This window comes from Micromonospora sp. NPDC047740 (genome assembly GCF_043204735.1).
Lineage (GTDB): Bacteria > Actinomycetota > Actinomycetes > Mycobacteriales > Micromonosporaceae > Micromonospora.
This window is the reverse complement of sequence record NZ_JBIDCT010000005.1, coordinates 155,349-170,359: the sequence shown is the minus strand read 5'-3', so window position 1 is coordinate 170,359 and position 15,011 is coordinate 155,349. Positions and strand designations below refer to the sequence as shown.

The following is a 15,011-nucleotide window of genomic DNA, read 5'->3' as shown; positions in this document are numbered from 1 at the left end:
ACCGACCTGACGAGGCACGATGAGCATCAGCACCCCGGGCGGCCCGGAGCGCCGTCCGACCGTGGTCAGCACCGGCAAGAAGCCGGCCGCCGGCCGGCCGGCCGCTGCCGACAAGCCCGCCGGCGGCAAGGCCGGGTCCGGCAAGGGCAACCCGCGGCCGGCCGCGGGCGGCAAGGGCCGCAAGCCGGTCGCCCCGGTGAAGGTCAGCCAGGGTCGGTCCTGGGGCCCGATCGCCCTCTTCGTCGCGGTCGGCGTGCTCGCCGCCGGCATCATCGGCTACGGCGCCTACGCCGCCTTCCAGGGCTCGCAGCCGTGGCAGAAGCGGGCCGACGCCATCAAGGGCATCGTCGACTACCGCAAGAAGGACCCGGACCTGGTCAAGGGTGGCAACCACCAGCCGGGCCCGATCAAGTACGACATCCTCCCGCCGGTCGCCGGCCCGCACAACCAGGCCTGGCAGAACTGCATGGGCGACGTCTACGACGCCCCGATCGCCAACGAGCACGCGGTGCACAGCCTGGAGCACGGCACGGTCTGGATCACCTACCGCCCGGACCTGCCGGCCGACCAGGTGGCCAAGCTCAAGGCCAAGGTCGAGGGCAAGGAGAAGCTGATGCTCAGCCCGTTCGAGGGGCTGGACAAGCCGATCTCGCTGCAGGCCTGGGGCTTCCAGCTCAAGGTCGACAACGCCGACGACAGCCGGATCGACGACTTCATCAAGACGCTGAAGGTCAACGCCTCCATCGAGGGGCCGACCGCGCTCTGCGACCAGGGCGTCACCGCCACCGGCACCACGCCCCGGGACAACCTGAACAACCAGATGCCCGAGCAGCCGACCCAGTGAGGACGCCGCGATGACCGCCGCCGTGACGACGGACGCCGACCTCGACGAGGCCCCGGTCACCGGTGACGGTGCCCGGGGGGCCGCGCGTCGCTTCGGCGTCCTGGCGCTGGCCGCCGCCGTCGTGGTCGGTCTCCTGCTCGGGTACGCGGGCGGCCTGCTCACCCCGACGCTCACCCGTCCGGGTGACAACTCCGCCGAGGCGGGCTTTGCCCGGGACATGACCACCCATCACGCGCAGGCGGTGGCGATGGGGTTGCTGGCCTTCCAGCAGGGCCAGGACCCGGAGGTACGGCAGCTGGGCGTCGACATCGCCACGGGCCAGCAGGGCGAGATCGGCACCATGCAGACCTGGCTGCGCTCGTGGCACCTGGACCCGACCGGCGGCCAGCCGCCGATGGCCTGGATGCCGGACGGCGCCGGGCTGGTCAAGAACGGCCTGATGCCGGGCATGGCCACGTCGGAGGAGATGGCGAAGCTGCGGGCCGCCAAGGGCCGGGAGTTCGACGTGCTCTTCCTCACCATGATGCGGCAGCACCACCTGGGCGGGATCCACATGATCCAGGGGATCCTCGACCAGGGGCACGACGAGGACGTGCTGGCGGTCGCGCAGACCATGAAGAACACCCAGCAGACGGATCTGACCAACATCCAGGCCGCGCTCAAGCGGCTCGGTGGCTGAGCCACCGGCACGCCTGCTCTGGATGGGCCCGCGTCGTTCCCGACGCGGGCCCTTCCGCGTACCCGCCTCCCTGCCAGCCCGTTATGCCCGTTTATAACTTTTTGATGGAGTTCAACCCATAGTGCTCCTTGGAGACTTTTCTACCTACATATCGTGACCAGTTGCGATTCGGGCTCGTTGCGCAAGACGTGGGGGTTGCACTCAGAGACGCAGGCAGGTCGGTGACCAGTTGGTGCCGACGCCACACCATCGGCGGTGACGGGGCGGTGGCAGCCGTCCGTCGCGGACAGCGGCCGGGCGAGTCGGGAACGCTCAGCCGCGAACAGGAACTCGAACTGATCGACGTGCTGCGGGGCGTTCACCCCGACGGGTTCGGCCTGGACGAGGAGCTCTGGACGCGACAGAGCCTGACCACTCTCATCCAGCGCCGGTTCGACCTGACGATGGACCCCGGCACGGTCGGGGCGTACCTGCGGGCCTGGGGGTTGGGCCCGCGGGAGCCCCGGGAGCGGGCCTGCGGGCTCTGCGTGGGCGCGGTCGAGCGCTGGGTGCGCAGCGAGTACCCGGCGATCACCGGGGCCGCCCAGGAGCACGCCGCGGAGGTCTACTGGATCGGCCGGATACGCCTGCGCGGCACCATGCCGGCGGCCGACGTGATCTCCGCGGTCTCCTCCCGGGGCCGGGTCCGCTTCATGATCACCACACCGTCGGTCGACCCGCCGCTCCCGCGCGACTTCGTGCTGCGGCTCAGCGGCGCCGAGGAGCGCACCGTGCACCTGATCGTCGACGGCTCGTGGCCCCGCAACGAGTGGCCGCGCCGCCTGCCGCGCCGCATCGTCCTGCACCCGCTCCCCAGCTGCGGCCGCCCCCTGGCCGCCGCCTGACCCCGGCCGCCTTTCCGGTGATCATGAGGTTGACGGCGATGACGATCTCCGTCGCTGCCGCCAACCTCATGATCAGCGGCAACGGTGGACCTGGGGCGGCGCGCGGGATACCGATTGGGTGATCCGGAGGCGGGTTTGCTACTCTTCTCGGGTCGCTGAGCCCCCGTAGCTCAGGGGATAGAGCACCGCCCTCCGGAGGCGGGGGCGCAGGTTCGAATCCTGCCGGGGGCACAGACACAAGAAGCCCGGGCCGTCGGTCCGGGCTTCTTCGTATCTCCGGCGGGCACCTGCGGAAGCCACACCCGGACCGGTCAACCGGCCTCGCGGCGGGCCTTCGCGCGGCGCTTGCCCTCGTGCATGGCCTGCACCCGGGCCACCGGGATGGTCCGCCCCTCGGCGACCAGGTCGGCCGGGAGCCGTTGCGGGGCCGGCAGCGCCGCCGCCCACGGGTCCCGCTCGGCGACCAGCGCCGGCACGGTCCGCACGGTGAAGTCGGCGGGCATCGCCGACTCCAGGTCGTCCCAGCCAACCGGGTACGACACCGGCGTGCCCGGCCGCACCCGGGGGCTGTACGCCGCCACCACCGTCGCCCCGTACGCCCGGGTCGAGTCGACGAACACCCGGCCGCCCCGGTCCTCGACGATGAACGCGGTGGTGGCCAGCGCAGGGTCGAGGCGTTCGGCGCGGGCGGCGACGGCCCGGGTCGCGGCGGCCGCCTCCTCGGCCGTGGTCTCGGCGGCCACCGGCACGATCACGTGCACACCCTTGGCGCCGCTGGTCTTCACCGCGCCGGCCAGCCCGACGTCGGTCAGCGCCTGCCGGACCAGCAGCGCGGCCCGGACCGCCATCCCGAACGAGTCGCCCGGGGGCGGGTCGAGGTCGAGCACCAGCTGGGTGGGGTGCTCCGGCCGGCCCGCCAGGCCCAGCGTCGGGTGGTACTCCACCGCCCGCTGGTTGGCGAACCAGAGCAGCGTCCGCCGGTCGTCGCAGAGGGCGTACGAGATCCGCCGGCGGGACGCCTCCGCCCAGACCGAGGTGCGGCGCACCCAGTCGGGGGTGTACTTCGGCAGGTTCTTCTGCATGAACGGGTCCTGCCCGGGCCGCACCCGGACGACCGAGAGCGGCCGGTCGCGCAACTCCGGCAGGATCCGCTCATGGACGGCGTCCAGGTAGTCGACCAGATCGCGCTTGGTCGCCCCGGCCCCGTCGAACAGCGGCTGGTCCAGATTGGTCAGCGACACCCCGTCCCGGGTCTCGTCAGCGGCACCCATCCGCTCACCTTCCCGGGCCGAAGCCGTGCCGGCAACCCCGACACGGCCGCCGAGGGGGTCAGACCCAGAACGTGTCGTGCCGCAGAAAGAACTCCGTCCGTTCCTCCTCGGTCCGGCCGGCCAGGTCCAGCAGGCCCTCGAAGTAGCCCTCCCGGGGCGCGCCGGGGGCGAAGTGCAGCAGCATCGAGGCGGGCTCGCCGGACTCGTTGCGGAACGCGTGGACGCCACCCTCCGGGACGTGCACGAAGTCGCCGGGCACCGCATCGATCCACCGCCGGCCGTCGTAGATGCGGACCGTCCCGGACAGGATGTAGAACGACTCCGAGATGGATCGGTGGAAGTGCGGATCCGGGCCGCTCGGCTGCGGGCCCATCTCCCAGCGGTAGAGCCCGAACTGCCCGTTGGTCGACGCGCCGGTGGCCAGGTAGTGCGCCGTGCCGCCGCTGGGGTAGACCAGCTCGGGCGGCTGGTCGGCCGGGCGGTAGGTGGCGGTCGGCTCGCCCCAGTCTCCTGAGTAACGCGGCGGTGGGTAGGTCACCGTGCCTCCTCTCCGGTCGGGAACACCTCGTCGCCCGCCCGGATCGCGGCGAGCATCTCGACGGTACGGGCGCGGGCGGCCGCGTACAGCCCCTCACCGAAGCTGACCCGGGCCACGCCGAGCCCGGCCAGCTCGGCCACGGCCGGGGCGCCGGGGCGGGCCAGCACGTTGACCGGGGCGTCCACCTCGGCCACCAGGCTCCGGATGTCGGCGAGGACGATCGGGTAGACACAGTCCACCCCGGCGGCCCGATAGCGGCGGGCCCGGCGGACCGCCTCGGCGAGCCGCCCCTCCGGCGGCCCGTACGCCCGCAGGTCTCGCCGGGCTCGTGGCCGGCGCCTGAGCTCCAATTCCGCGCCGATGGACTGGGCCGATTTCGGCGTCGACCTGCACCTGGAACTGGACGCGAGCGGCGGCCGGCGGGCCGGGCTGGACGGGGCGCTGCGGGCGGCCATCCGCGACGGCCGGCTACCGCCGTCGGCCCGCCTGCCGGCCACCCGCACCCTCGGTGTCCGTCGGCGCCGGCACGCGAGGAGGCCAGCTCAGCGGACCGGGCAGGTCGCTGAGCGCCGGCCTGCCGGAGCCGTCGGGCGGGCTTCCTGGCGACGGGGCCGCCGGGCGGTGCGGAGGGCGACCAGCAGGGCGGCGACGACCAGCGCGGCGGCCACGGCGAAGGCGTACCGGTAGCCGGCGGCGAGGGCGCCGACCTGGTCGGCGCCGGCGGCGCGCGCCGCGTCGGTGCGGGCCGCGGCCAGGGTGGCGAGGGTGGCCAGCCCGAGCGCCCCGCCCACCTGCTGGGTGGTGTTGGCCAGCCCGGAGGCGAGCCCGGCGTCGACGGGCGCGGCACCGGCCATGGCGAGGGTGGTGACCGCCGGCAGGGTCAGCCCGCCCGCGACGCCGAAAACCAGCATGGCCGGGAGCAGGTCCCGCGCGTAGCCGGCGTCCACCGGGAGGCGGGCCAGCAGCAGGAAGCCCGCCACGGCGAGCGCCAGCCCGCCGACCAGCACCGTCCGGGCGCCGTACCGGGCCACCAGCCGGCCGGCCAGGCCCAGCGAGACCGCCGCGATCACCAGCGGGGTGGGCAGGAAGGCGAAGCCGGTGGTCGCCGGGTCCAGCCCGAGGACGAGTTGCAGGTGCAGCGCGAGCAGGAACTGGAAGCCGAAGTACGCGGCCACCATGAGGAACTGCACGGCGTTGGCGGCGACCAGGCCGGGCGCCCGCAGCACCCGGGGTGGCAGCAGCGGGGTCGGGGCGACCCGCTGCCGGGCCGCGAAGCCGGCCAGGAGCGCGATGGCCAGCCCGGCGGCGGTGAGGGTGCGCGCCGAGGTCCAGCCGTGTTCGCCGGCACCGACGATGGCCAGCACGGCGGCCATCAGGCCGGCGGTGGCCAGCACCGCGCCGAGCAGGTCCAGACCGGCCCGCAGGCCGACGCCGGGGTCCGGCGCGATCAGCCGTACGGCGGCGGCCAGGATCAGCGCGCCGATCGGCAGGTTGATCAGGAAGATCGACCGCCAGCCCGCCAGGTCGGTGAGCACTCCCCCGACCAGCAGGCCGATCGAGGCGCCGGCCGCGCCGGTGAAGCTGAACACGGCGATCGCCCGGGCCCGCTCGGCCGGCTCGGGGAAGAGCCGGACGATCATGCCGAGGCTGACCGCGGTGGTGAGCGCGCCCCCGACGCCCTGCGCGAAGCGGGCGGCGACCAGGATCGCCGGGCCGGCGGCCACGGCGCAGAGCAGCGAGGCGAGGGTGAACAGGGCCACCCCGGCCAGGAAGACCTGGCGCCGGCCGAGCAGGTCGCCGAGCCGCCCGGCCAGCAGGAGCAGGCCGCCGAACGCGACCAGGTAGGCGTTCACCACCCAGGCCAGCCCGGCGCCGTGGAAGCCCAGGTCGGCCTGGATGGCCGGGAGCGCCACGGCGACGATGCTGCCGTCCAGGATGATGATCAGGCTGCCGGCGCAGAGCACGAGCAGCGCCGGCCAGCGGTTGGTCCCCGTCATCGGGTACGACCTCCTTGGTGCATGGTTTGTTACCGAGGCCATCGTCTGTGACCATCAGACCGAGCGGAAGGAGGCACTTTCGTGTCCCAGGGGAACAGCTGTGTGTCCGTGACCGCCCAGCAGGCACGGGCCTGCACCGTCCGGGAGGCGCTGGATCGGGTCGGCGGCAAGTGGAGCATCGGCATCCTGATCGCCGCGTCACAGGGGCCGATCCGGTTCACCGAGTTGGAGCGGCAGGTCGAGGGCATCAGCCGGCGGATGCTCACGCTGACCCTGCGCAACCTGGAGCGGGACGGCCTGCTGCACCGGCACGTCTTCCCGACCGTCCCGCCGAAGGTGGAGTACACCGCCACCCCGATGGCCCTGGAGCTCTACGAATCACTGGTCGCGTTGACCGCGTGGGCGGAGCGGCACCGGACCGCGATCACGACGGCCCGGGCGGCGTACGACCAGGAGCACGGCGCTCCGGTCGGCTGAGGCTGTGGCGAAGACCACGCAATCCGTCTGACCGATCGGTCAGGTGCTGACCGATCGGTCAGGCATCCTGGAGGACATGGCACGGGCGGTACCGGAGACCCATGACGAGATCCTCGCGGCGGCGGCGCGACGCTTCGCCGTCACCGGCTACAAGGGCACCTCGCTGCAGGACATCGCCCGCGAGGTGGGCTGTTCCAAGGCCACCGTGCTCTACCACTTCGCCAACAAGGAAGCCCTGCTCAGCGAGCTGATGGCACCCGCCATCACGGTGCTGGAGGCGCTCGACGCCCGGATCGCCGCGCACCCCGGCGCGGACGCCCAGCGGGTCGCCGGCGAGGGCTTCGTCGACCTCGCGGTCCGCTTCCGGCGGGAGATCGCGCTGCTTCGCGGCGAGTTTCCCGACCTGCTCCAGCAGCCCGCGTTCGCGCACGTCCAGCAGATCTCCGAACGGCTGGTCGACGCGTTCGCCGGCCGGTCCGACCGCCCGTCCGCGCGGATCGCCGCGCTGGTCGTGCTCGCCGGGATCGCGGAGACGTGCGCCGAGTTCATCGCCATCCCCGACGAGGAGCTGCGGCCCGCGCTGCTGGCCGTCGTCCGGCGGGCCCTCGAGCCCGCCACCTGATCCCAGTTCACGACCCCGAGGACAAGGAAACCTCATGGCGACCCTGCTCTACCGGCTCGGCCGGGCATCCTTGCGCCGCCGGCGACTCGTCGCCGTCGTCTGGCTCGTCGTACTCGTCGGCCTCGGGGCCGCCGCGCTGACCCTCAAGGGCTCGACGGCGAGCAACTTCAGCATGCCGGGCACCGAGTCGCAGCGCGCGATCGACCTGCTCGCCGAGCGGTTCCCGGCGGCCAGCGGGGCCACCGGCACCATCGCCGTCAAGGCACCCCAGGCCGGCCAACTCGGCACGCCCGACGGGCAGGCCGTGGTCAAGCAGGTCACCGAGGAGGCGGCCGCCCTGCCCGGCGTGGTCGGCGCGGTCGACCCGTATCAGGTGCAGGCGCTGAGCCCGGACGGTCGGTACGCGCTGATCCAGGTGCAGTTCAAGGGCCGGGCGGACGAGGTGACCGACGCCCAGCGCACCGCGTACGAGCAGGTCGGCGCGCAGGCCGAGGCGCAAGGGTGGCAGGTCGCCCCGGGCGGTGAGGTGCTCAACGGCGAGCCGGAGGTCGGCTCGACCGAGGCGCTCGGTGTGCTGGTCGCGGCAATCGTCCTGATCGTCACCTTCGGCTCGCTGGTGGCGGCCGGCATGACCATGCTGAACGCGCTGATCGGCGTCGGCGTCGGCATGGCCGGCCTGTACGCGCTCAGCGGCGCGGTCGAGCTGACCAGCACCGCGCCGATCCTGGCGCTGATGCTCGGCCTCGCGGTCGGCATCGACTACTCACTGTTCATCACCTCCCGACACCGGCAGAACCTGCTCGACGGGCACTCCCCCGAGGAGGCGGTCGGTCGGGCCGTCGGCACCGCCGGCTCCGCCGTGGTCTTCGCGGGCGCCACCGTCGTCATCGCGCTCGCCGGCCTGGCGGTGGTGAACATCCCGTTCCTCACCGTGATGGGCCTGGCCGCCGCCGGCACGGTCACGGTGGCCGTCCTGGTCGCGATCACCCTGGCCCCGGCGCTGCTCGGCTTCGCCGGCCGCAAGGTACTGCCGCGCAAGCTGCGCAACCGCGAGGTGGTCGCCTCAAGTGCCGGCGAGAACCGCTCGGGCTTCGGGTTCCGCTGGGCGCGCTGGGTGACGAAGCTGCGGATCCCGGTCATCCTGGTCGGCCTGATCGGCCTCGGCCTGCTCGCGCTCCCCGCCCAGCACATGCGCCTGTCCCTGCCGGACGCCGCCACCGCGGCCGAGGGCACCCCGGCCCGGGTCAACAACGACCTGATCCAGGAGGGCTTCGGCCTCGGCTTCACCGGGCGCCTCGCGGTGGTCGTCACCGCCGACTCGCCGCAGGCCACCCAGGCCGCCGTGCCGCAGGTCACCGCGCTGGTCCAGAAGACGCGCGGCGTCCTGGCCGTGGCCCCGCCGCAGCTCGACCCGACCGGCCAAACCGCGTTGCTCGGCGTCATCCCGAAGACCGGCCCGACCGACGAGGCCACCGAGACCCTGGTGCACGACATCCGCGACCAGGTCAGCGGCATCCGGAACGCGGACGTGCTGCTGACCGGCGCGACCGCGATCGGCATCGACGTGTCCGAGAAGCTCTCCGCCGCCCTCCCGGTCTATCTGCTGCTGGTCGTCGGGCTGTCGGTGCTGCTGCTGATGCTGGTGTTCCGCTCGGTCCTGGTGCCGGTGAAGGCGGCGCTCGGCTTCCTGCTCACCGTGGCGGCCACCTTCGGCATCACGGTCACGGTGTTCCAGCAGGGCCACCTGGCCGGCCTGCTCGGGCTGGACACCCCCGGTCCGCTGGTCAGCTTCCTGCCGATCCTGCTCATCGGCATCCTGTTCGGCCTGGCCATGGACTACGAGGTATTCCTGGTCTCCCGGATGCGCGAGGACTTCGTGCACGGAGACAGCGCACGGCAGGCGACCATCAACGGGATGGGCCACGGCGCGCGGGTGGTCACCGCCGCCGCGCTGATCATGATCTCGGTGTTCGGCGGCTTCGTCTTCCTCGACGACCCGGTGATCAAGTCGATGGGCTTCGCGCTCGCGATCGGGGTCGCGATCGACGCGTTCGTGGTCCGGATGGCCGTCGTCCCGGCGGTGATGTCGCTGCTCGACACCGCCGCCTGGTGGATCCCCCGCTGGCTGGACCGGATCCTGCCGAACGTGGACGTCGAGGGCGAGGGCCTGCGCGCCCACCTCGCCGAGCGCGAGCCCGCCGGCGTGTGAGGAACGGGCCGTTGTCGCCCCGGCGACAACGAGGGGCGCCTACCTACCCGGCCGGTCAGACCCCGGCCGGGTAGGTCTCCATCTCGCCCGGTGCGCTCAGCGCCGGCAGCGGGTGCAGGGCGGTGGCCTCGTCGCACCAGATGAACGCGTCGTAGCGCTCGCCGAGCCGGGTGGGCACGTAGTTGCCCCAGGACTCGAAGCTCGGGTCGTAGACCACCCCGATGGCCCGGTGGTCGGCCGTCCCGGTCACCCACTCCGGCTGGTCGGGGCCGCCGAAGACCAGCACCGCCCGCTCCGGCATCAGCTCGTGCAGCCGCCGCTCCACCGAGCCCTCCCGGGCCGGCGGCACCACCATGGCCTCCGCCGGTGAGCCCCAGCGCGGCGCGGCGATCACCGTGCCCCGGTAGCTGCCGCAGCCGACCAGCGTCACCGCGTCCCCGCCGTGCCGCTCGCGGGCGAGTTGGCCGATGTTGACCATCCCGTCCGCCGCCATGTCGGTTGCCCGGGCGTCGCCGATGTGGGTGTTGTGCGCCCAGACGATGCCCCGGGAGGCCGGGCCGTAGTGGTCGAGCAGCCGGTCGAGGGTGTCAGCCATGTGGATGTCGCGGACGTTCCACGACTCCGGGCCGCCGCCGACCATCGCCCGGTAGTAACGCTCCGCGCCGGCCACCACCTCCGCGTTCTGCCAGGCCGAGAAGCGGTCCGCGCCGTCCGCGGCGGCGTGTTCCCGGGTACGCGCCAGCAGCCGGACGACCTCCTCCTCGCAGCGGGCGGAGACGAACCGGCTGGCCGTGCCGTACTCCTCGACCCGCTTGCCGTACGGCTCGAAGCAGCGGTACGCCTCCTGCGCCGCCTCCAGCGAGGTCGGCTCCTCCTCGCCCAGGTAGTCGAAGATCGCCTGCATCGACTCCCACAGGCTGTAGACGTCCAGCCCGTGGAAGCCGGCCCGGTCCCCCTCGGCGCGCTCCAGGTTCCAGGCCCGCAGCCAGCGGCAGAAGCGGGCCACCTCGGCATTGGCCCACATCCAGGTGGGCCAGCGTTCGAAGCGCTCCAGCGCGGTCTGCGGATCGGCCAGCCCGCCGGGGGCGGCCACCACCGAGCGGTGCACCCGGTCGCAGTCGGGCCAGTCCCCCTCCACCGCGACGAAGTCGAAGCCCTGCTCGGCGATGAGCCGCCGGGTCAGTTGCTCACGCAGCCGGTAGTAGTCGTAACTGCCGTGCGTCGCCTCCCCGATCATGACGATCCGGGCGTCCCGGACGCTGTCCACCAGCGGGTCGAAGTCGCTCGGCGCGCCGAGTCGCTGTACCAGCATGCCCGCGGCTACCCGGGGACCCGGTCGGGCAAACCGGCATGCCTGCCGGTGGAGCGGGTAGCCGCGGACATGACCGTGACCGGGGTGCAGTTGCAGGAGTTCCTGGCCGGGCTCGACTACCCGGTTTCCCGCGAGGACCTGGTCCGCTGGTGCCAGGAGAACGGCGCCAGCACCGAGACGTTGCAGCTGATCAAGGCCCTGCCGGCGGAGGAGTTCGACTCCCCCGCCGAGCTGGCCGACGCGCTGAAAACGCTCACCTGAGCCGGGTCAGACCCGCAGCAGCCGGAACAGGGTGAGCCACTGCTCCGGCCAGACCGCCCCGACCAGCGTCTCGGGCGGCAGCCGGAGAGCACGCAGCGCGCCGTCCACCCGGGTCCGGGGGTGGTGCCGGCGCAGCGAGGCGGCCAGCGAGCCGCCCACCCCGCCGAAACCGACCTCCACCAGCCGCCGATAGGCCGGCAGTTCGGCGGGGGACAGCAGCGGCTCCGGTCGCCGCTCGATCCGCAGGATGCCGGCGTCGACCCGCGGCACCGGGCGGAACGCCGTCCGGGGCACCGTGCCGACCGACCGCCAGGCGTACTCGGGCCAGGTCAGGATGGTCAGCCGGGTCCACCGGCCGCCGTGGCCGGTGCGCCGGCGGGCGTACTCCCGCTGGGTGAGCAGGGTGGCCGCGCGGAGCCGGTCGGCGGCCAGGCACCAGCGGACCACCGCGGCGGTCAGCGACCACGGGATGTTGCCGACCAGGTCGAAGGGCTCGGCGGGCGGCGCGGCGGCGAGGAAGTCGGCCCGGCGCAGCACCACCCGGGGCAGGCCGGCGCAGGCCGCCGCCAGGTCCGCGGCGGCCACCGGGTCGATCTCGTACGCGACCAGCCGCCCGCACCGGGTGGCCAGCGGCACGGTCAGCCGGCCCCGGCCGGCGCCCACCTCGACGAGGAGGACGTCCGGGTCGGGCCGGGCCGCCCGGACGATCCGCGCGACGGCGGCCGGGTCGGCGAGGAAGTTCTGGGAGAGCACGCGACGGGACCGGTCGCGTTCGGTGGGTCGGGGCGCCATGGCGTCGTCGTCCTGTCTGTCGCCGATCGGCGACGGGACGGACAGGCGGCCGGCGGGCAGCCGGCGATCGGGCCTGTCCGAGCGGATGGGGACTCGGACGGCCCACGGCACGGGCGGTACGCGGTCAGCACCCACCTCCCGACCGGCGGTTCCCGGCGCCGGGCACGGCGCGGGGCGGGTCGGTAGGGCGGGGTGAGGTCATCGCCGGCGGCCCTCGAGGGAGTCGCCGGCGAGCGGTCAGCAGCGGATCGCGTTCCGGCCGGCCGGGGCCGGACGCCGGGTCCGCGGACGGGCCACCAGCATCGGGGCCCAGGCGGCCGGCGTGCCGGCCACGTTGATCAGGGCGTGCGCCATGCGGCGAGGGTAGCCAGGGCAAGCCACCCGGTCGACCGGGTTTCGCCGCGTGCCCGGTCAGGCGGGCAGTTCGACGGTGCGCCCCTCGGTGCGGGCCCGCTCGGCGGCCGCCAGCACCGCCACCACCTCGCGGCCGAACCGGACGTCACAGCGGTGGTCCCGGGTGCCCGCCTCGACCTCCTCCAGCAGCTGGTCGATCGCCGTGCCGTACGCCTGCAGCGCGCTCCCGTCGCCGGGCGGGACGGTCTCGGTGCCGTTCTCGCCGAAGAAGACGAAATCCCGGGTCACCGCCTCGGCCGGCGCCTCCAGGGTGAGCGAGAGCGAGCTGGTGGCGCCGCCGTCGTGGGTGAGCAGCAGGTGCACCAGGCCGCTCGGGCCGTCCATCGCGGCGACTCGGGCGACCCGGCCGAGCACCGGCAGGATCAGCGACAACGCGTGCGGCCCGATGTCCCACAGCGCACCCCGGTCCCGCCGCCACTGCGAGTTCCCGTACGGGTTCCCCGGCTGGTAGATGGACGCGAACATGGTGGCCCGGGCGTGCTGCCAGCCGCCGGCCGCCGCGGTGGCGGCGAGGAAGCCGGTGACGTTCGGGTGGAACCGCTGGGTGAAGAAGACCACCGAGGCCACGCCGGACGCCTGCGCGGCGGCGACCACCCGGTCCGCCTCCGCGAGGCTCAGCGCCAGCGGCTTGTCGAGCAGCAGGTGCCGCCCGGCGGCGGCGGCCCGGACGGCGATCTCGGCCTGGATGTCCGGCGGCAGCGCGACGGCGATCGCGTCGCAGGCGCCGAGCAGCGCGTCGACGTCGTCGAAGGCCGGTACGCCGTGCCGGTCGGCCAGCGCCGCGACCTTCGCCGGGTCCCGGCCCCAGACCCCGGCCAGCTCGGCCCGTGGGTGCGCGTCGATGGCCGCGGCGTGCGTCTCCGCCGCCCAGTGACCGGTGCCGAACAAGCCGAACCGCACCACGGGTCCCCCTGCCCTCGTCGTCCGCCACGGCGTACGCCCGTGGCCGTGATCCACGCTAGTCGTCCGGCGGAGTCGGCGGGCCCCCGACCGGATGGGAGAGCCGGGCGACGGTGGTTACTACGACGCTTAGTAGTCTGTGCCGGTGACTCGGACTGCGCCGGGAGGGCGCCGATGACCAGCGCCGCGGCGGCCGGCTCGCCGGTGGACGGGATCCTCGCGACGGCCGCGATCGTGCTGTCGCTCGTTGTCGCGGCCTGGGCGCTGGTGGCCGCGCTGCGCCACCGGGCGCCGGACCGGCTCCAGTTCGTCGGCCTGGCGGTGCTGGAGGTGGCGCTGCTCGCGCTCGCCGTGCTGGCGCTGGTGGCGCTCGGCGGCGGTGAGCGGCCGGGCGAGCCGGGCGCCTTCTTCGGCTACCTGGTGACGCTGGTCTGCCTGCCGCCGCTGGCCTGGGTGCTGGCCCGGATGGAGCCGACCCGCTGGGGCTCGGCGATCGTCTGCGCGGTCTGTCTGGTCACCCCGGTGGTCGTGGTCCGGTTGCAGCAGACCTGGGAGGTCGTCGGTGGCTGAGACCCAGGTGCCCGAGCGCACCACCAACCGGGGGCCGGGGCGGCTGCTGATCGCCGTCTACATCCTCTTCGCCATCGCCGCGACCTCGCGGGCGGGCCTGCAGATCGCCACCAAGTTCGACCAGGCGCCGGTGGCGTACCTGCTCTCCGCGGTGGCCGCGCTGATCTACATCGTGGCCGCGGTCGGGCTGGCCCGGGCCGGGCACGCCGGCCGCCGGGTCGCGCTGGCCTGCTGCTCGGTGGAGCTGGTCGGGGTGGTCGCGGTCGGCATCCTCAGCCTGGCCGACCGGGCACTCTTCCCCGACGAGACGGTCTGGTCGGGGTTCGGCAGCGGCTACGGCTACATCCCGCTGGTCCTGCCGATCGTCGGCCTGTACTGGCTCTGGCGCACCCGCCGCGACGCGTCCCGCCCCTGATCGGGCGGGACGCGTCGGAGGGTCAGTCCTTGGGACCGCCGGCGACGTAGATGACCTGACCGGAGACGAACGACGCGCCCTCGCTGACCAGGAACGAGATGGTGTGCGCGACGTCCTCCGGCCGGCCGGTGCGGCGGACCGGGATCTCGGCGGCGGCATGCTGCTGCAGAGCCGCGAAGTCGACCTTCATCCGGGCCGCGGTGGCCGCGGTCATGTCGGTGACGATGAAACCGGGTGCGACCGCGTTGACGGTCACCCCGAACGGGCCCAGCTCGATGGCGAGGGTCTTGGTGAAGCCCTGCAGGCCCGCCTTGGCCGCGGCGTAGTTCGCCTGGCCCCGGTTGCCCAGGGCCGAGGTGCTGGAGAGGTTGACGATCCGGCCCCACTTCCGCTCGACCATGTGCTTCTGGGCGGCCTGGCTGAAGAGGAAAGCGCCCCGCAGGTGCACGCCCATGACCGTGTCCCAGTCGGCGTCGGTCATCTTGAACAGCAGGTTGTCCCGGAGCACCCCGGCGTTGTTGACCAGTACGGTCGGCGCCCCCAGCTCGACGGCGACCCGCTCGACGGCGGCCTCCACCTGGGCCCGGTCGGAGACGTCGGCGCCCACCCCCAGCGCCCGGCCGCCGGCGGCGACGATGGCGTCCACCGTCTCCTTGGTCGCCGACTCCTCGATGTCGACCACCGCGACGGTCATGCCGTCGGCAGCCAGCCGACGGGCGGTGGCCGCGCCGATGCCGCGCGCGGCTCCGGTCACGATGGCGACGCGGGGCTCCTCCGACATGATTACCTCCCGGTAACTTGGGCTCGATCGAAGGAGCTTAACCCA

Annotated in this window: 16 protein-coding genes, 1 tRNA gene and 1 pseudogene; 10 read left to right on the top strand and 8 right to left on the bottom strand. The window is 73.7% G+C overall.

Annotated features, from left to right (window positions below):
* Positions 1-19: 19 nt before the first annotated feature.
* The 4 genes from ACGF4F_RS11815 to ACGF4F_RS11800 all read left to right on the top strand — a co-directional run bounded on the left by ACGF4F_RS11815 (position 20) and on the right by ACGF4F_RS11800 (position 2,638).
* Complete coding sequence (locus ACGF4F_RS11815; RefSeq protein ID WP_357440095.1) at positions 20-844, top strand: DUF3105 domain-containing protein; 825 nt, start codon at positions 20-22, stop codon at positions 842-844.
* Between the two features lie 10 nt (positions 845-854).
* Positions 855-1,523 (top strand): DUF305 domain-containing protein, encoded by a 669-nt coding sequence (locus ACGF4F_RS11810; protein WP_357440092.1) that lies wholly within the window; start codon positions 855-857, stop codon positions 1,521-1,523.
* A 188-nt stretch (positions 1,524-1,711) separates the two neighbouring features.
* On the top strand, positions 1,712-2,407 hold the full coding sequence (locus ACGF4F_RS11805; protein WP_357440089.1) for a winged helix-turn-helix domain-containing protein: 696 nt from the start codon (positions 1,712-1,714) through the stop codon (positions 2,405-2,407).
* A 159-nt stretch (positions 2,408-2,566) separates the two neighbouring features.
* A tRNA-Arg gene (locus ACGF4F_RS11800) sits at positions 2,567-2,638 on the top strand.
* A gap of 80 nt (positions 2,639-2,718) precedes the next feature.
* Here ACGF4F_RS11800 and ligD read toward each other — a convergent pair.
* From ligD to ACGF4F_RS11780, 4 genes are all read right to left on the bottom strand, one after another.
* Positions 2,719-3,678 carry a non-homologous end-joining DNA ligase gene (gene ligD, locus ACGF4F_RS11795; RefSeq protein WP_393076975.1) on the bottom strand — a complete coding sequence of 320 codons (960 nt, stop codon included), beginning with the start codon at positions 3,676-3,678 and terminating at the stop codon, positions 2,719-2,721.
* A 58-nt stretch (positions 3,679-3,736) separates the two neighbouring features.
* Entirely contained in the window at positions 3,737-4,216 is a 480-nt protein-coding gene (locus tag ACGF4F_RS11790; protein WP_357440084.1) for a cupin domain-containing protein, read from the bottom strand.
* On the bottom strand, positions 4,213-4,566 hold the full coding sequence (locus tag ACGF4F_RS11785; protein WP_357440081.1) for an isocitrate lyase/phosphoenolpyruvate mutase family protein: 354 nt from the start codon (positions 4,564-4,566) through the stop codon (positions 4,213-4,215). Before ACGF4F_RS11785 ends, ACGF4F_RS11790 begins: the two co-directional genes overlap by 4 nt.
* Positions 4,567-4,758: 192 nt before the next feature.
* Positions 4,759-6,213 carry an MFS transporter gene (locus ACGF4F_RS11780; RefSeq protein ID WP_393076971.1) on the bottom strand — a complete coding sequence of 485 codons (1,455 nt, stop codon included), beginning with the start codon at positions 6,211-6,213 and terminating at the stop codon, positions 4,759-4,761.
* Between the two features lie 81 nt (positions 6,214-6,294).
* Here ACGF4F_RS11780 and ACGF4F_RS11775 point away from each other — a divergent pair, with 81 nt between their 5' ends.
* From ACGF4F_RS11775 to ACGF4F_RS11765, 3 genes are all read left to right on the top strand, one after another.
* Entirely contained in the window at positions 6,295-6,690 is a 396-nt protein-coding gene (locus ACGF4F_RS11775) for a helix-turn-helix domain-containing protein (RefSeq protein WP_357440075.1), read from the top strand.
* Between the two features lie 76 nt (positions 6,691-6,766).
* Positions 6,767-7,312 (top strand): helix-turn-helix domain-containing protein, encoded by a 546-nt coding sequence (locus ACGF4F_RS11770; RefSeq protein ID WP_357440072.1) that lies wholly within the window; start codon positions 6,767-6,769, stop codon positions 7,310-7,312.
* A 34-nt stretch (positions 7,313-7,346) separates the two neighbouring features.
* Positions 7,347-9,521: an MMPL family transporter gene (locus tag ACGF4F_RS11765; protein ID WP_357440069.1), complete on the top strand. Its 2,175-nt coding sequence runs from the start codon at positions 7,347-7,349 to the stop codon at positions 9,519-9,521.
* A gap of 55 nt (positions 9,522-9,576) precedes the next feature.
* On the opposite strand, the gene ACGF4F_RS11760 is transcribed toward ACGF4F_RS11765, so the two are convergent.
* The gene (locus ACGF4F_RS11760; RefSeq protein WP_357440066.1) at positions 9,577-10,833 is read right to left on the bottom strand and encodes an erythromycin esterase family protein; all 1,257 of its coding nucleotides are present in this window, start codon (positions 10,831-10,833) and stop codon (positions 9,577-9,579) included.
* 69 nt (positions 10,834-10,902) lie between these two features.
* On the opposite strand from ACGF4F_RS11760, the gene ACGF4F_RS11755 reads away from it, so the two are divergent.
* Positions 10,903-11,094, top strand: coding sequence for a DUF2795 domain-containing protein (locus ACGF4F_RS11755; protein ID WP_357440199.1), 192 nt, complete (start codon positions 10,903-10,905; stop codon positions 11,092-11,094).
* Positions 11,095-11,100: 6 nt separating this feature from the next.
* Here the strand turns inward: ACGF4F_RS11755 and erm are convergent, their stop codons facing one another.
* A complete protein-coding gene (gene erm / locus ACGF4F_RS11750; RefSeq protein ID WP_357440064.1) occupies positions 11,101-11,886 on the bottom strand; it encodes an ErmE/ErmH/ErmO/ErmR family 23S rRNA (adenine(2058)-N(6))-methyltransferase in 786 nt (261 codons plus the stop codon).
* A gap of 411 nt (positions 11,887-12,297) precedes the next feature.
* Positions 12,298-13,203, bottom strand: coding sequence for a Gfo/Idh/MocA family oxidoreductase (locus ACGF4F_RS11745; RefSeq protein ID WP_357440061.1), 906 nt, complete (start codon positions 13,201-13,203; stop codon positions 12,298-12,300).
* 171 nt (positions 13,204-13,374) lie between these two features.
* Between ACGF4F_RS11745 and ACGF4F_RS11740 the strand changes: the two genes are divergently transcribed.
* Positions 13,375-13,770, top strand: coding sequence for a hypothetical protein (locus tag ACGF4F_RS11740; RefSeq protein WP_357440058.1), 396 nt, complete (start codon positions 13,375-13,377; stop codon positions 13,768-13,770).
* Positions 13,763-14,235 (top strand): annotated as a pseudogene (locus ACGF4F_RS11735) (hypothetical protein). Before ACGF4F_RS11740 ends, ACGF4F_RS11735 begins: the two are co-directional and overlap by 8 nt.
* Here the strand turns inward: ACGF4F_RS11735 and fabG are convergent.
* Positions 14,208-14,966, bottom strand: coding sequence for a 3-oxoacyl-ACP reductase FabG (gene fabG, locus ACGF4F_RS11730; RefSeq protein ID WP_357440053.1), 759 nt, complete (start codon positions 14,964-14,966; stop codon positions 14,208-14,210). The pseudogene ACGF4F_RS11735 and the gene fabG overlap by 28 nt on opposite strands.
* Between the last annotated feature and the right edge of the window lie 45 nt (positions 14,967-15,011).

Bases quoted from the DNA above. Each gene is read 5' to 3' on its own strand.
- ACGF4F_RS11815 (WP_357440095.1), top strand. From the start codon at position 20: ATGAGCATCAGCACCCCGGGCGGCCCGGAGCGCCGTCCGACCGTGGTC.
- ACGF4F_RS11810 (WP_357440092.1), top strand. From the start codon at position 855: ATGACCGCCGCCGTGACGACGGACGCCGACCTCGACGAGGCCCCGGTC.
- ligD (WP_393076975.1), bottom strand. From the start codon at position 3,678: ATGGGTGCCGCTGACGAGACCCGGGACGGGGTGTCGCTGACCAATCTG.
- ACGF4F_RS11780 (WP_393076971.1), bottom strand. From the start codon at position 6,213: ATGACGGGGACCAACCGCTGGCCGGCGCTGCTCGTGCTCTGCGCCGGC.
- ACGF4F_RS11770 (WP_357440072.1), top strand. From the start codon at position 6,767: ATGGCACGGGCGGTACCGGAGACCCATGACGAGATCCTCGCGGCGGCG.
- ACGF4F_RS11765 (WP_357440069.1), top strand. From the start codon at position 7,347: ATGGCGACCCTGCTCTACCGGCTCGGCCGGGCATCCTTGCGCCGCCGG.
- ACGF4F_RS11760 (WP_357440066.1), bottom strand. From the start codon at position 10,833: ATGCTGGTACAGCGACTCGGCGCGCCGAGCGACTTCGACCCGCTGGTG.
- ACGF4F_RS11755 (WP_357440199.1), top strand. From the start codon at position 10,903: ATGACCGTGACCGGGGTGCAGTTGCAGGAGTTCCTGGCCGGGCTCGAC.
- erm (WP_357440064.1), bottom strand. From the start codon at position 11,886: ATGGCGCCCCGACCCACCGAACGCGACCGGTCCCGTCGCGTGCTCTCC.
- ACGF4F_RS11740 (WP_357440058.1), top strand. From the start codon at position 13,375: ATGACCAGCGCCGCGGCGGCCGGCTCGCCGGTGGACGGGATCCTCGCG.
- fabG (WP_357440053.1), bottom strand. From the start codon at position 14,966: ATGTCGGAGGAGCCCCGCGTCGCCATCGTGACCGGAGCCGCGCGCGGC.